We start from the raw sequence: 16614 nt of genomic DNA on the forward strand, positions 1-16614 counted from the left end.
TTAATTACAGGAAAAGCGTACGCGTTTTTCTTGATGATGAGCAATCCGCAAGGATGCTTACATAATCCCAAAGGAGGAATTTTTAGTTATGGCAGAACGTTTGGTAGGTAGACCAGCACCGGATTTCGCAATGGAAACAGTATCGGGAGACGGACAAGACTTCGGTTCCGTTAAACTGTCCGATTATCGTGGCAAATGGCTTGTATTCTTCTTTTATCCTTTGGACTTCACATTTGTGTGCCCAACTGAAATTACAGCTTTGAGCGTTGCTTCCGAGCAATTTAAAGCTTTGGATACAGAAATTCTTGGCGTGAGCGTAGACTCCGTACACAGCCACAAAGCATGGATCAATACACCTGTAGACAGCAATGGTCTGGGTCAATTGAACTTCCCGCTGGCTTCCGATATCACGAAGCAAGTGGCTAAAGATTACGGCGTTCTGATCGAAGAAGAAGGCGTAGCATTGCGCGGTCTGTTCATCATCGATCCAGAAGGCGAACTGAAATATCAAGTGGTTAACCACAACGATGTAGGCCGTAGTGTTGAAGAAACACTTCGCGTACTGCAAGCACTGCAATCCGGCGGATTGTGTGCAATGAACTGGAAACCAGGCGACACTAACCTGTAAGCCAGATTAACTTGAACGGTTTTTGTTCAAGCCCTCATCCCGTTAGGGATTGAGGGCTTTTTGCACCCTTTTGACGGAAGTTATCACGAAGTTAATCAAAAGTGTTTGAACAAGCAGCTAAGCGTGTTAATAATATATTAGAAGAAAGTCTTCTTTTTATCTGTTGAAAGAGGAATTGATGGCCTTTAAGGCGAATAGGGTATGGAAACCCGGTAAATATTCCGGTGCTCTGCATTTATAATCTGTACATGAATGTGATACACTGATGGAACTATTCCTTTTTGGAAGTGCTGTAAGTGTACGGGATGGCATTTTAACAAAAAAAGTCCCGGCACGTAATAAGGAGGGTGAACAAAAATGAGTTACTGTTGTGGGGCAAGTATGGTTGGAACGAAGGGCACGCTGAAGCATTACCGCACCCAGGTTCATAATGTTCCCCTGCTGTTTTGCCCGGTGTGTCACCGGGTTGAGGTGCATTATAAAGTGGAAAACGAATACGAAATCCTGGCTGAATATGCGCATGGAGACGGTGCATCCGAGATCGACTTTCAAGATTATGTTACAGAAGATGAGGATGCGATTTTTGAAAACTGTGTAAACCGTGAGAGCGAGGATGCCATGGTCATTGTGCAACGCCAGATTGATATGGCTCTGGATTTGCTCAGGCTCGCCAAGGAAACCAAAGACGAGAAGTGGGAAAGCGAACTTAAACGTCGATTAGCTGTGATGAGTCAGCGCAGACTGAAAATTCAGCATAATAAGACCGGACTATAGATGATCTCGGATATATCACCAATTAAAGATATTAAAAACGAAGCTGATTTGCCTAACTGGGTGAAACGGCTTCGTTTTTGTGCTGTATTCTGGAACTAATTCGAGGTTTTTTTTAAAATAATTTCCATTCGACACTTTCTCCGATTGACTCTCTTCTATAAACTTGTCTATGATAAAAACAGACTTGCAAAAGAGGCGGAGCAAAAAATGTTCGTGTTTGGGAATAGGAGAAGGTCAGAATGGGACAAACGTATATGATTTTCCGGATCGACTGTTGGTTACCGGGAATAGACCAGCTTGAGTTCCGGCCATGCCATCCATATTTTCGGCTCAGCCCCCCAACGAAAGGGCACCGGTAATGAAAAATAAAATCGGCCCTTCCTGTTTCTGTGATGATATGATGTCCGAATGGCAAGTTTATCATTTACGTGAAAAGGAGGAACCTGACATGATTAGTGAATTTCAGGATACAGTGCCTCAACCAACGGATGGTTTCCCGCCTGTGCATCTGGATAACAACAAGTACGAGAATGTACTGGAACATCTGGATAGCGGTATTATGTTGTTTGACAGTCACGGTGTATTGACGTTTATTAACGTTCAGATGGCAAAGTTGTTGGAACTTCCAAGAAGTCTGTTGAGCGGCTGCACCCTGATGCAAATGCTGCATCATCCGCAGATGAGCCGATTCAAGAAAAAGAAAATTTTACGTATCTATCGGGAAACTATTTTTCATCGTAAGCGCTATCATGAGTTGATTGATGAATACGGAAGGCATTGGCTGGTTACTGTGACGTACGGTGATCAGATGGATGGCGACTTCTTGTTCAGCGTCAAAGATGTATCTGATTATAAACAAATTGAACAGACCGCTTATCAAAATGACAAACTTGCGATGCTGGGGCGAATTTCAGCATCTATTGCTCATGAAATTCGTAATCCGTTGACTGCAATCCGTGGGTTCATTCAACTGCTCAGGCCCCATTTGCTGCAGCTCGGCAAAGACGAGTACGCTCGAATCATACTGACGGAGATTGATCGGGCGAATGACATCATCTACGAATTTTTGAATTCTTCCAAACCGTCAGCTCCACAGAAGACCGTGATATCCGTCGACTCTTTGCTCAAAGAGGTGGTCTTGCTGACCGAAAGCGAAGGGTTGATGAAGGGATGCGAGATCGTACTGGATGAAGGGGATGCCCCGCTGAATGTGTCCATTGATGTCAAACAGATAAAGCAGGTTATTTTGAATATGGTGAAAAACGCAATGGATGCCATTGAGGAAGTTGGCGAAGAACATACGGGTCTAATTCGAATATCTACCGCCACGGAAAACAAGTTCGTGCAGATCTCCATCGCGGATAACGGTCATGGGATGGACCATAACACGCTTGTACGTCTGTTTGATCCATTCTTCACGACCAAGGAGAGCGGAACGGGGCTTGGACTTTCGGTGAGTTACCGAATCATCAAGAACCATGGAGGAACCATCTCTGTGGATAGCAAAAAGGGCGAAGGCACGCGGTTTATAATTATGTTACCCTTGGTATATTGAGAAAAGCGGGGAGTCGAGGAGTTGGCCATTTGCCAACTCCTTTGTTTTATGTTGCCAATAACGGTTATAGTTAGTAATGAATGCGAATACATAAGCTCCATAACGGAAGGATGAGATGCAGATGGAAATCCAAGGAATGGAACAAATGAATCAACAACTGATGGATCACGTGGGAAAAGTGATTGTGGGAAAAGAGCATACGATAGAGCTGGTAATGACAGCGATCATAGCGTCAGGGCATGTGCTGCTGGAGGATGTACCGGGTACCGGAAAAACGATGCTTGCCAAATCGGTAGCTTCCTCATTGGACTGCACATTCCAACGGATACAGTTTACACCGGACTTGCTGCCCTCGGACTTAACAGGGATTCATTTTTTTAATCAAAAAGAAGGGGATTTTGAATTCCGACCCGGCCCCTTGTTTGCCAATCTTGTACTAGCCGATGAGATTAACCGGGCTACACCGCGTACACAATCAAGCTTGCTGGAGTGTATGGAAGAGCGCCAGATCAGTATCGACGGTTCAACGAGACAGCTGGAACGGCCATTCATCGTTATCGCCACCCAGAATCCTGTAGATAACCAGGGAACTTTTCCACTACCTGAAGCGCAGATGGATCGTTTTATGATGAAAATTCGCATGGGTTATCCAAGCAGTGAAGAGAGTGTAGAAATTTTGAGACGTACGGTAGCCAGTCGTTCTGTTGATGATCTCTCGGCAGTGATCAGTCGTGAAGAACTTTTGAAGGCGCAGGATACGTATAAAACAGTGCAAATCAACGAAGATCTGCTACGATATATCATTCAGTTAACCGAAGCGACAAGGCAACATCCAGAGCTCTCGCTTGGCGTAAGTCCACGAGGGGCTCAGGCATTACTCAAGGCAAGTCAGGCATGGGCTGCACTGCATGGCAGAGACTTTGTTTTGCCTGATGATATTAAAGTACTGGCGGAACCTGTGCTGGCGCACCGACTGGTATTCCGTAACCGGATCAGACAACAAGAGGGCTTGGCGGAGCGTATCATCCAGGAACTTCTGAATCAGACAGAAGTGCCTACGGAGAATCTCGCTACAAGCGGGCGTTAATCTTATGGCATTATTATGGCTTGTCCTTGTTGGAGGCATTGTCGTTGTTATACATGGTGTGTGGTTTGGACGACCTGCACTGCGAAAACTCAAGTACAGCAGACAATTCAGCAAGCTGCGTTGTTACGCTGGAGATGAACTTGAGATGGTGGAGACGATATCGAATGAGAAACGAGTCTCCGTACCGTGGCTCAGACTTGAATCGATGATGCCAGTGTCGTTTGTATTTCGTTCCGGCTCAGGTATGGATATTAGTCAAGGCGAGATCTATCAGAACCATAAGAGTATTTTTACGTTAAAACCGTTTACTCGTATTACGCGCAAGCATCCTTTTACATGTACTCAGCGTGGGATTTATCCATTAAATACAGCAACGATGACAGGTGGGGATCTCTTTGGAGTGTGGCGTTCCACCAAACCAATTCCTTTGCAAATGTCTATGATCGTGTACCCTTCATTAGTGAATGCAGAGGATCTTCCTGCAATTTATCAGGTATGGCAGGGAGAAGTGGAAGTATCACGATGGATCGTTGAAGATCCTTTCTTGATCCTGGGTGTTCGGCCTTATGGTGCAGGCGACCCCATGAATCGTATTCACTGGAAAGCGAGTGCACGTACAGGTGAATTACAAGTCTACAAACAGGGATGGACGGCTGATCCGCAATCCTGGATTGTAGTCAATATTCAGGAATCTGCAGATATGTGGAGTGTTGTTACTCGACCGGAAAAGATTGAGCGGGCACTTCGTTACGCTGCCACGGCTGCAGTGGATGCCATCGGTAGAGGGTTGCCGGCAGGTTTCGCCCATAATGGTTATCATGTGGGTGGAGGCCGCGATACACTTCGGATTGAACCGGATTATGGCACGCCCCATCTGGAACGGTTACTGGAAGCTATGGCTGAGACAGAGTTGAAATGTATGGTGCCCATGGAGCAATTCCTGAATGATGAAGTACGTCTGAATGAAGAAGCACAGCAAATCCGCAGCTATCTGCTGATTACATCATATGTATCTGCCGCTATGGAGCACGAGATTGCACGTCTGCACGAACAAGGACATCGTGTAACGATTCTCCCGGTAGAGGACGTGAAGGGTAATACGAAGGCGGTGAGTGCATGAGGAACAGATCGGTAGCGACGACCACAGGACTCATAACAATGCTTGCCGTCTTGATGGCTGGCATATACCTTTTTCCGATATTTACGCTTGCTTCATTCTACGCAATGGAACATTTGCCGTACACATTATTCATCATGGTTGTTCTTGTAGGTTGGTTGGGACAGTTCATTCAGCATAAAATTCCAGGTTTTAGCGAGAAAAGTACACTCATTCGTGGACTAGCGGCACTCGTCATAGGATTTCTCTTCGCATTCGTTGTTGGGATGAGCCTTATTCTCCCGTTGCCGGATATCATCACATTGGTACTGTGTGGAGTCATCTCGGCTTATGCAGGTCTGACCTTCCAGCCAGTCTTTCATTCTGTGTTGTTATGGCGCTTGCAGATTATGGGTGTAATCAGTGCGATCGTGCTTATGATTGCTTCGAACTCGTTGGGATTCATGCAGCCGATACAAACCTATACCCTATGGATCTATATTGCGGGAGTGATCAGCTTTGCCTTTTGGCTGGTTGGACGATATATGCTGCAACTGGATCAGGCAATACTCAATGACGGCAAGAGAAGATTGGTATTAAGAGATTTTGCACGTGCGAATCATCAGCGGTTCATGTGGATGTTTATTGTTATCGTCGCGATTGGTGCTTTCCCAAGTCTGGCTGCCTGGCTGGGACCGCTACGTGATCGCTTGCTCGCATGGATCAGGGGATGGTTTGGTCCGATTTCCGGCGAGGAGCCACGATTACCAATGGACAACCCCAATCAGCAGTTAAATATACCGAATGACTGGAGAGAGCCGCCATCCGAGCCCTCAGTCTTCTGGAACATCCTCGGGTGGGTAGTGATGTGTGCTGTAGCAGGAGCAATCCTGTGGCTGCTTCTGAGGTTGGGTCAAAAAACGATAAACAGACTTATGGACCGATTCAAGGGGATGTTACAACCAGGTGAAAAGAAGGCAGAACCACGGACGGAGTATATCGATGTCAGTGAGACGCTTGATGCGCCAGCAAAAGTCCGAAAGAATTGGTTTCGCAAGAAAGAGGCGCCACCTGCACAGGATGCTGAACGTGTTCGGTATTACTATCGGACTTGGATTGAAAGAGCAGCTCATCGAGGCGTGGAAATACAGGGAACGCATACTCCGCTGGAGGCTGCACAGACCATTATTCAGAATGGTATGAAGGTAGAAGAAGATGAGCTGTCTGCGAGACTGCCAGATACGTATAATGCCGTTCGTTATGGAAAGAAAGCTCCCGATCGTTCCGATATGGTTGAGATTGACCGAATCTGGAGATCTTATCGAAGTAAATAAGTCCGGAATCCCTTTACTTTTCTTGTCACGTTCAAGTATCATGAGAGGAATACACAAGTTGGTCAGAAAAGGAGCAGACATTAATGAAGACAAATCATTGCAAAATTGTAGATTGTACGATCCGTGATGGCGGATTGGTGAATAATTGGGACTTTAGCGTGGACTTTGTTCAACAGCTATATGCTGGATTGAATGAAGCCGGCGTTGATTATATGGAAATTGGATATAAGAACTCTCCGAAGTTGCTTAAAGGTGCTGAGGAAGCAGGACCATGGCGTTTCCTGAACGATGATTTCCTGCGTAAAGTTATTCCTCAAAAAGGAAATACCAAACTGTCTGCACTGGTTGACGTTGGACGTGTGGACGAAAATGATATCTTGCCTCGCAGTGAGAGCATGCTGGATCTGATCCGGGTTGCCTGCTACAGCAAAGATGTAGACAAGGCACTTGCACTGGTTCAAACATTCCATGATCGTGGATATGAAACTACACTTAATATTATGGCACTCTCCAATGTTATGGAGAATGAATTGTTGGAAGCATTTGAATTGATCAAAGAAAGCGCTGTGGATGTTGTTTACATTGTAGACTCCTACGGTAGCTTGGACCATAATGATGTGAAATATCTGGTAGAGAAGTTCAAGACTCACTTGCCTAACAAACGTCTTGGTGTTCACACACATAATAATATGCAACTTGCGTTTTCTAACACATTGGTTGCGGCAGAACTTGGCGTCGAACTGCTTGATGCTTCTGTGTATGGTATGGGCCGTGCTGCTGGAAACTGTCCAACCGAATTGCTCGTAGCTCATCTGAAAGGAACAAAATACAATCTGCGTCCAGTACTTGGTGTATTGGAACAGTTGATGGTTCCGCTCAGAGAAAAAGAAGAATGGGGTTACATTCTGCCTTACATGATTACAGGCGCGTTGGACGAGCATCCACGTTCAGCAATGGCGATTCGCTCATCGGAAGACAAGGATAAGGTTGTTGATTTCTATGATAAATTAACAACACCAGAAGTGAATTTTGAGAAGTAATATAGTCTGAAATACAGTTGCAAAATAGGAAAACATGGACTCTAACTGGAGATCCATGTTTTTTTAGTTCTTAATGCCTTGTTTTTCTATATATTTGTGAATAAATATTCCTAGGAGTAACTATTTTTTAGTTCACGTATACAAAATTAAATGTTATTATGTACCAGATAGCATGTGTATGCATGTGAATTGAACGTTGGTTAATATGTTTTTTGTCGAATCGTGTAGTAAGTTGTTGAGTTTGGTTAATGTAATTCAGGATAGGTGATCCCGGGAAGGAAAACACGGCATGAAGGTTAATCTGCAAGATCAGAGAAAAATAAGTTGGGTCGCTGTGGGCGGCTTATTATGTTTCCTCGCAAGTCAATGGTTTCGTTCTTCTTCAAGCTCTGATCTGATCATATCGGGTTACCCGGTTTTGACACTCTTGGGTGGATTTGCTGCGGTAGCGGCTTGTATCGGCATCTATAATCAAAGCTGGTTGTTTCGGACACAGAAGCTAACGCTTCGGAGGACATTATTGACAACACTCTTTTTATTGATTGGTCTGTTTGAACTGGTTCATATCGTTTCATTTGCAGAAGAGATTCCAAATGGAGCCATGATGGAATCGGAGTTCTCCTTAATGATGTCAACCATGGGATCTTTGGTATGTTCCGTAGGTTTACTGCTCGTGTATACCTTAAATGAGAAAGAATTTGCATTACCACGCAAATTCTTACTTTTAAGTGGGACATTGGGTACCTTTGTTATTTTGTACATATTGGCTATTCAGGAATGGAGCATGTTGCCGAGTATGCTTGATGGGGAAGTGCTTGGTGGTATCTTCACTCGAGTTCATCTTATGGTTGGATTGCTCTATGGCATTATTGCAGTTCTTTTGTTTGTACAATGGAAAAAAACCAAAGATGGTGATTTACCAACCATTCTATGTGGGATTCTGTGTTTCTTTTTTGGTGAATGTTATTTTGTTTCAGCAACTGGGGTGAACGATCTCAATCTGTTATTAGGATTGATGAGTAATTGTATGGCATATTTTTTCATTCAAAAAGGGCTGTATACGTCCGTAGTGGACACACCTTTCCTGCAACAGCAGGTCGCGGAAGCCAAGATGAACTATATTGCTCATCATGATGATGTAACGGGACTTCCAAACCGTCGTCGCCTTTCACAGCAGTTGAAAAAGATGATGGATGATGCCGTGGTGCAGGAACAGCTTGTTGGTGTATTGGTCCTGAATATTAATCGGTTCAAAACCATTAATGATTCGCTTGGACAGCAAGCGGCTAACCGTGTTTTGCGTCAGGTAGGTCAACGACTGAAACAATTGTCCCTTCCAGGAGAAGAAGTCTTTGGATTGGGAAGAGATGAGTTTGCATTAACGATGACCGATTTCAGTTCAACCGATACAGCGTTGCGTCGGACAAGATCCATTTTGCAACTTTTTGAGAAGCCCGTCTTGGTTGATGGCAATGAGTATCATCTGACACTTGGAATTGGGATGGCTATTTTCCCACATGATGGGGAGTCACCACTGGAGATTATTCAAAATGCCGATACGGCTTTGCACAGTGCTAAGGAACAAGGAATGGAACTGAATCGTTTTGCTCATGCGATGCAGATGAAGGCACAGGAGCGTTTGCAGCTTGAGAATGATCTGCGCAAGGCGTTGGATCGAGGTCAGTTCTACCTGGTCTACCAGCCGCAGGTTAATCTGCAAAGTGGGCTAATCGTTGGCATGGAAGCCTTGGTGCGTTGGCAGCATCCGCAGCGAGGCTCGGTATCTCCGGCGGACTTTATTCCTCTGGCAGAAGAGAGTGGGCTCATTGTGCCACTTGGTGAATGGGTGCTTCGTGAAGCGTGTGCACAGAACAAACAGTGGCAGGAAGCCGGTTATCGTAAACTGTGTGTTTCGGTGAATCTGTCGATGAGACAATTCAGGCACTCCCATTTGTTGGACAATATCAATGGCATTCTCAAAGAGACGGGACTAGAGCCTGTATGGCTTGAACTGGAGATTACAGAGAGCATGACATTTGATAAAGACCGGTCATTCGAACAGTTGCGCAAAATCAAAGAAATTGGTGTGCATATCAGTATCGATGATTTTGGAACGGGATACAGCTCGTTGCACTATCTGAAGGATCTGCCGATTGATCGGCTTAAGATTGACCGTTCATTTGTGAATGAAGTCATGGAGGACAGCAATAACGCAGCGATCGTATCTACCATCACTTCAATGGCGCATCATTTACAACTGAAAGTCACAGCTGAGGGCGTGGAGAACGAAGATCAGATGGTCTTTCTTCGCAATCAACACTGTCACGAGGCTCAGGGTTATTTCTTCAGCAAACCGATTAAAGCGGCTGAATTTGAAAAGCAGTTTTTGAGAGATGTGGATAAGCCTACAGGATAGGGAACAGCGGGGGCGCGAGGGTGCTCCTGCTTTTTTTGATGGATGCGTAATGAAAAAAATGGAAAATATGACTTGCATGCTATAGAGGATCATGGTATATTATTATTTGTAAAATCACTGTTAAATTCCTAAGGAACTTAACAATAAATCTTCAATCATGCGGGTGTAGTTCAATGGTAGAACTTTAGCCTTCCAAGCTAATAGCGTGGGTTCGATTCCCATCACCCGCTTAACGAAGCAGTACCGAAGCCCTTGCGATGCAGGGGCTTTTTCTATTACCTTAAAAGAAATCTCGTGGTAACAGCGATCAGAAGATTGTTCTGTTTTCGGAGTGGCGAGTAAGTAAGTATTCTTTAGTTTAATGTATATACCCTTTGCTTTTTTCCAATGATCTGGTACAATAACGGAGAAATTGATACTACACATGAATGAGAGGTAACCATACGTCCCATGAAGTAAAACACATGAATTGAACCCCAGTTAACTGCAGACGGTTTTATGACGCAGTCAGCCAGAGCGGCTGAGCAATGAGGGGATTCGTGTGTCCAAATTCAGCTATGGGAAAAGGTATGGAGCAAGTAAGCCATTGAGGTTTACGTGTACCCTGTATTTTGGGTTTCTTTGTTCATGCCGTAGCTTACCTTAGATCTGTCTTTGAATGCTTGATCCAACCCTGAATTGCCAAACCGCCGGCTGATGCCAGCGGTTTTTTTTGTTCAGCAAAAAGGATGCAGGAAGGATGAGGCCTCATGATGACATTGGTACGCTTACATGAAGTATCAAAAGAATGGAACGGTATTGAATTGTTTACAGGATTAAATTTGGAGATTAATGAGGGCGAACGACTCGCCATTTTGGGTCGCAACGGATGTGGCAAGACAACGTTGTTACGTATCATTTTGGGTGAGGAGCATGGTGGAGGACGGATTGAACGTCATATCCCTCAGCAGGAATGGGGGTTCATGCGCCAGCGCTCGGAGATTGAGACCGGGATGAATGTACTGGATGCGGTCCGCCGTGAGAGCGGTCAGATCTATGAAGTGAAACGGAACTTGGAAGAACTGGAACAACGGTTGAGCATGAGCACTGAAGCGGATGAAGAGCTGCTTGCAGCTTATACACAAGTGATGGAGCAATATGAACAGTTGAACGGTTATATGTGGGAGACTGAGGTAGAGAAAGTACTGACTCGCCTTGGATTATCCGCAGAGCATTGGAACAGACCCTATCATTCCTTGAGCGGTGGACAAAAAACAAAGGCTCGTTTGGCGGGGCTGCTTGTCAGCAAACCCAAGTTCCTGATCCTGGATGAACCGACAAATCATCTGGATGAGGGAAGCATGCGCTGGCTGGAAGAGTGGTTATCCTCATATGAAGGTACGTTGTTATTTGTATCACACGATCGTACGTTTATTGATCAGGTAGCAACAGGAGTCATTGAGTTCAGTCCAGATGCCCTGACCAAATACAAGGGAGGTTACTCCGACTACAAGATCCACAAAGAGCGTGAATTACGCGAACAGGAAACGATCTACCGCAGGCAGGAATTGGAACGTAAGGCGTTGGAAGAAACGATTCGAAATTATCAGGAATGGTTCCATAAAGCGCATAATTCGGCGACTGATGTGGAGGTGAAGATCACCCAGAGTTTCTACAAAGCCAAAGCCAACAAAAATATTTCACGTTACCATGCGAAACAAAAACAGCTGGAACGTTTGGAGCGGGAACGGGTGGATAAACCTCGTGAAGCTGCAAAGTTGAACATGGAATTACAGATGAATCCACTGGCTGCACGCCAGCTGATTGCGCTGGAAGAAGTGAGTTTTTCATATACGGGAGACAAACCATTGCTGCGCGATCTTCGGATTGCTGTGGAACGTGGAGATCGGCTTGCTGTACGAGGTCCTAATGGAACGGGCAAGACAACACTGCTGAAGTTGATGATTGGTGAACTGGAACCTTCGCAAGGCAAGGTCACACGGCATCCACAGCTGAAAATCGGTTACTTTTCACAGGAGCTGGAAGGGCTCCCCGAAAATCAGACGCTGCTGGACAGCTTGCTTACTCTTCCATCCATGACACAAAGTGCGGCACGTACCATTCTGGGATGTTTCCTATTTTCCAGAGATGATGTATTCAAGCGCATTGGGGATTTGAGCATGGGGGAAAAGTGCAGAGTGGCATTTCTGAGACTGTACTTTGGCGGAGCCAATCTGCTGGTGCTGGACGAACCGACCAACTATCTGGACATCGATACCCAGGAAGTCATGGAAAATGTATTAAAACAAGCTTCAGGTGCTTTGGTGCTTGTATCCCATGACCGGATGCTGACGAAGTCACTCGCGAATCGGTTATGCGATCTGGAGGCTGGTGGCACAGCAACTCTGTTTGAAGGAGGTGTGTCGGATTGGGAGCAGTCCACCAAACTTCGGGAGGTGGCGCTGGAGACCCGGGAATCCGATGACGAGCGGTTACGATTGGAGATGCGCCTATCGGAGTTGCTGTCTCCTGTGAGCACTGCTGGGAAAGACAGTCTGACACAGCCCGAGCATTCGAATGAGCGAGCAGTCGAGGCAGCTGAGATTCGCGAAATCCAGCAGCGCCTGAAACAATTGAAAGATAATGGTGCAAGCATAAATTAGAACATGGACGGCTTGCTATTTCGATCTATTTTGCATATAATTATGAACGATCATCGATGATTACATCGATATAGGTAAACTAAGCAAACGTGATGATGGAGATAAGTAAGCAGTGCCTCTGGACAGGGAGGAAGCGCCGTAGATTGAGAGCGTTTCTGTAGAACAAGGCTGCCGAAATTCACTCCGAAGCGGTTCCCTGAACCTGTTTGTGTGCAGACACAGAGGCAACAGTAGGGGCAAACGGTTAACGGTCGTTATTCCGTACAAAGTGAGACAGAACCAGTTGCAGGCCATAAGGGCCACGCAGCAATGGATGTCTAACAAGGGTGGTACCACGGTCTTTTCGTCCCTTCAGGGGAGAGAAGGCCTTTTTTTGTTGCAAAAACACCACAAAAAGGGGGCAATTACACATGAAAGAACGTTTAGAGGCATTGAAGATCGAAGCGCTGGAGCAGTTGTCTGGTGTGAATGATCCGCAGACGCTCGGTGATCTGCGTGTAAAGTATTTGGGGAAAAAGGGTGCATTAACTGAGATTTTGCGTGGTATGGGTGCGCTTAGTGCGGAGGAACGTCCAGTTATTGGTCAAGTCGCCAATGATGTTCGGGCTGCCATTGAGGAAGTCATCGACAGCAAGCAGGATCAGTTCCAGAAGGAAGAGACGGCGAAGCGTCTGCAATCCGAGAAAATTGATGTGACCCTGCCAGGACGTCGCGGACGTCAAGGCGGGCTGCATCCACTGACCAAAGTGGTACAGGAGATCGAAGATATTTTCATCGGTATGGGATACCGCGTTGCGGAAGGTCCTGAAGTCGAAATGGATTATTACAACTTTGAAGCATTGAATCTGCCGAAGAATCACCCGGCGCGCGATATGCAGGATTCTTTCTATGTTACCGAAGACTTGTTGATGCGTACCCATACATCTCCGGTTCAAGTACGTACCATGCAGAGCATGAAGGGCGAAGTGCCTGTCAAAGTCATCTGCCCAGGTAAAGTATACCGCCGTGATGATGACGATGCGACACACTCTTTCCAATTCAACCAGGTTGAAGGATTGGTCATTAGCGAAAACATTCGTATGAGCGATCTGAAAGGAACCCTACTGCAATTCGTACGCGAAATGTTCGGTTCCCACACAGAAATTCGTCTGCGCCCAAGTTTCTTCCCATTCACAGAGCCAAGTGCGGAAGTGGATGTAACTTGTGTACAATGTGGCGGCAGCGGCTGTCGCGTATGTAAGCAAACAGGCTGGCTTGAAATTTTGGGCGGCGGTATGGTTCACCCGAAAGTACTGGAAATGGGTGGATACGATCCGGAGAAATACAGTGGTTTTGCATTTGGAATGGGCGTAGAACGTATTGCGATGCTGAAGTATGGTGTCGATGATATCCGTCATTTCTACAATAGCGATCTGACCTTCCTGAAGCAATTTGGACGGCTGTAACTTTAAGACAAGAAAGATTAACCATATAGAGCAAGCGAATGAACCGGGAACACCAATTTATAGATGAAGGAAGTGAACGTCCATGAGAGTATCGACAGATTGGCTGTCTGATTATATTTCCCTTGAAGGTGTGACGCCACAGGAATTGGCTGAGAAAATCACCCGTGCGGGTGTCGAAATTGATGTAGTGGAGAACCGCAACAAGGGCGTCAATAAAGTTGTTGTAGGTTATGTGAAGAGCAAGGAGAAACACCCTGATGCAGACAAACTGAATGTATGTGTCATCGATGCTGGTCAGGAAGAAGATCTGCAGATCGTGTGTGGTGCGAAAAATGTGGATGCAGGCCAAAAAGTAGTCGTAGCCCTGGTTGGAGCAAAGCTCCCTGGTGGATTGGATATCAAAAAAGCCAAACTGCGCGGTGTTGTCTCCCTTGGCATGATCTGTTCCGCCAAAGAGCTGGGCATGAACGACAAATTGTTGCCGAAAGATCAGCAGGAAGGTATTCTCGTTCTGCCGGAACAAACAGAGGTTGGCACGCCAATCAGCCAGGTTCTTGGTCTTGACGATCATGTTCTTGAACTGGACCTGACACCGAACCGTTCCGACTGTCTCAGCATGCGTGGTGCAGCTTATGAAGTGGGTGCCATCCTGGGTCGTGAAGTGAAGCTGCCAAGTCCCAAAGACCAACTGGTTGAAATTGGTGATGCAGCCGCGAATCATATCTCTGTAGAGATCAAGGCACAGGAGCAATGCATTCACTATGCAGCTCGTTATGTAACCGGCATTAAGCTGGGTGCTTCCCCGCTGTGGATGCAAAACCGTCTCATGGCGGCAGGTGTTCGCCCAATCAATAACATCGTTGATATCACGAACTATGTCATGCTGGAATACGGTCAACCGCTACATGCATTCGATGCGGATAAGCTGGAAAAGGGCCATATTGAAGTGCGGATGGCCAACGAAGGCGAAACGATTGTTACGCTGGATGGACAAGAGCGTAAGCTGGAGCCACACATGTTGCTCATCACGGATGGCGTGAAACCAGTAGCCATCGCTGGGGTTATGGGTGGCGAGAATTCCGAGGTATCGGAAGACACGGTGAATCTGTTGCTGGAGTCCGCCAAGTTCGACGGCGGAACCGTTCGGAAAACGTCACGCCAACTGGGGCTACGTTCCGAAGCAAGCATGCGTTTTGAGAAGGAAGTAGACCCGGGTGCGGTGATTACGGCTTTGGATCGTGCGGCTGAACTGATTCAGCGTTATGCTGAAGGTGAAGTGCACCAGGGAATCGTGGAAGCTGGAGCAGAAGTTGCGGAGAAACGTGTAATTCAATTGTCGCTGGACAGACTGAATCGTTATCTGGGAACTGATCTGTCTTTGCTTGAGGTAAAAACGATCTTCGCTCGCTTGCACTTTGCATGTGGTGATGCTGATCAAGGATTGCTGGATGTGGAAGTGCCAACACGCAGAGGGGATATTACGCTTGATGTAGACTTGTTTGAAGAGATTGCACGCCTGTACGGATACGACAACATTCCAACCACATGGATTGAAGGGCCGACGACTCCAGGGGCATATACACGCTCTCAAGCAATGCGCCGCACGATTCGTGGATTGCTCTCAGGCAGTGGCTGGCAGGAAATGATCAGTTACTCCTTTGTACACCCGGATAAAGCGACATTGTTTCCGGCATTGACACAAGGCAGTAAAGCCGTGAAACTCGCGATGCCTATGAGTGAGGACCGCAGTGTGCTTCGTACGAGCATTTTGCCGCAAATGCTGGATGCAGCGGTGTATAACATGAACCGTAAACAGGATTCACTGGCTGTATTCGAAGTGGGCAATGTGTTCTTCACCGAAGAAGATCAATTGACCAAGCAACCACATGAGATTCCGGTACTGGGCTTGCTGCTCACCGGGAATCGTGCAAGCCAGCAGTGGAATGTTGGAGCGGAGAAAGTAGACTTCTTTGATCTGAAAGGTGCTCTTGAGCATCTGTTCGCCTATGTGGGACTTGAACAACGCATTCGCTTGGTAGCAAACAGCCCTGAAGGATTCCACCCGGGACGTTCCGCATCGGTTTACCTGGAAGGTAAGGATGGCGGGGAAGGTACATTGATCGGTACAGTGGGTCAATTGCATCCGGAACTGCAACAGCAGTATGATCTGAATGATGTGTACATTGCAGAGATTGCACTTGAATCGATCTATAATGAAGCAGACGCTGACATTCGTTATCGTGAGCTTCCGCGTTTCCCGGCCATGGAACGTGATATCGCGGTTGTTGTGAATGAGGATATTGAAGCAGGAGATATGCTGCGCGCCATTCGTGAATCGGCGGGTGAATTGTTACAAAACGTACAGGTATTCGATGTGTTTACTGGCAGTAAACTGGGCGAAAACAAGAAAAGCGTGGCAATGGCACTGGTGTACCGGAATCGTGAACGTACACTGACCGATGAGGAAGTTACTGAAGTTCATGCCCGTGTAGTGGCTCGTCTGGAAGAGCAATTCGGAGCGGAATTGCGTAAATAGGACAAAAGAAGATTTTTTGAACAAAGATTAGCAGGAATTGTTTGAAGTCACATCGAATCCT

11 protein-coding genes and 1 tRNA gene are annotated in these 16614 nt (G+C 46.3%); all 12 read left to right on the forward strand.

The annotated features are described in order from the left end of the window. Positions 1-88 precede the first annotated feature (88 nt). Positions 89-628: a peroxiredoxin gene (locus tag MHH92_RS08610; RefSeq protein WP_036610146.1), complete on the forward strand. Its 540-nt coding sequence runs from the start codon at positions 89-91 to the stop codon at positions 626-628. Between the two features lie 357 nt (positions 629-985). Next, complete coding sequence (locus MHH92_RS08615; protein WP_017689649.1) at positions 986-1402, forward strand: hypothetical protein; 417 nt, start codon at positions 986-988, stop codon at positions 1400-1402. A gap of 448 nt (positions 1403-1850) precedes the next feature. Further along, complete coding sequence (locus MHH92_RS08620; protein WP_036610143.1) at positions 1851-2957, forward strand: PAS domain-containing sensor histidine kinase; 1107 nt, start codon at positions 1851-1853, stop codon at positions 2955-2957. Between the two features lie 121 nt (positions 2958-3078). Beyond that, a complete protein-coding gene (locus MHH92_RS08625) occupies positions 3079-4044 on the forward strand; it encodes an AAA family ATPase (protein ID WP_047842249.1) in 966 nt (321 codons plus the stop codon). Between the two features lie 4 nt (positions 4045-4048). After that, on the forward strand, positions 4049-5164 hold the full coding sequence (locus tag MHH92_RS08630) for a DUF58 domain-containing protein (protein ID WP_047842250.1): 1116 nt from the start codon (positions 4049-4051) through the stop codon (positions 5162-5164). Further along, positions 5161-6474, forward strand: coding sequence for a DUF4129 domain-containing protein (locus MHH92_RS08635; RefSeq protein WP_340903223.1), 1314 nt, complete (start codon positions 5161-5163; stop codon positions 6472-6474). Before MHH92_RS08630 ends, MHH92_RS08635 begins: the two co-directional genes overlap by 4 nt. 83 nt (positions 6475-6557) lie before the next feature. Beyond that, positions 6558-7514 carry an aldolase catalytic domain-containing protein gene (locus tag MHH92_RS08640; RefSeq protein WP_036610133.1) on the forward strand — a complete coding sequence of 319 codons (957 nt, stop codon included), beginning with the start codon at positions 6558-6560 and terminating at the stop codon, positions 7512-7514. 289 nt (positions 7515-7803) lie between these two features. Beyond that, the gene (locus MHH92_RS08645) at positions 7804-9930 is read left to right on the forward strand and encodes a bifunctional diguanylate cyclase/phosphodiesterase (protein ID WP_340903227.1); all 2127 of its coding nucleotides are present in this window, start codon (positions 7804-7806) and stop codon (positions 9928-9930) included. 159 nt (positions 9931-10089) lie between these two features. Then, a tRNA-Gly gene (locus tag MHH92_RS08650) sits at positions 10090-10160 on the forward strand. A 519-nt stretch (positions 10161-10679) separates the two neighbouring features. Further along, the gene (gene abc-f, locus MHH92_RS08655; RefSeq protein WP_076252444.1) at positions 10680-12572 is read left to right on the forward strand and encodes a ribosomal protection-like ABC-F family protein; all 1893 of its coding nucleotides are present in this window, start codon (positions 10680-10682) and stop codon (positions 12570-12572) included. A gap of 410 nt (positions 12573-12982) precedes the next feature. After that, positions 12983-14017 carry a phenylalanine--tRNA ligase subunit alpha gene (gene pheS / locus MHH92_RS08660; protein WP_017689641.1) on the forward strand — a complete coding sequence of 345 codons (1035 nt, stop codon included), beginning with the start codon at positions 12983-12985 and terminating at the stop codon, positions 14015-14017. A gap of 82 nt (positions 14018-14099) precedes the next feature. Continuing rightward, positions 14100-16553: a phenylalanine--tRNA ligase subunit beta gene (pheT, locus tag MHH92_RS08665; protein ID WP_076252442.1), complete on the forward strand. Its 2454-nt coding sequence runs from the start codon at positions 14100-14102 to the stop codon at positions 16551-16553. Positions 16554-16614 lie beyond the last annotated feature (61 nt).

The sequence above is a fragment of the Paenibacillus sp. FSL M7-1414 genome (assembly GCF_038003195.1).
Taxonomy (GTDB): domain Bacteria; phylum Bacillota; class Bacilli; order Paenibacillales; family Paenibacillaceae; genus Paenibacillus; species Paenibacillus amylolyticus.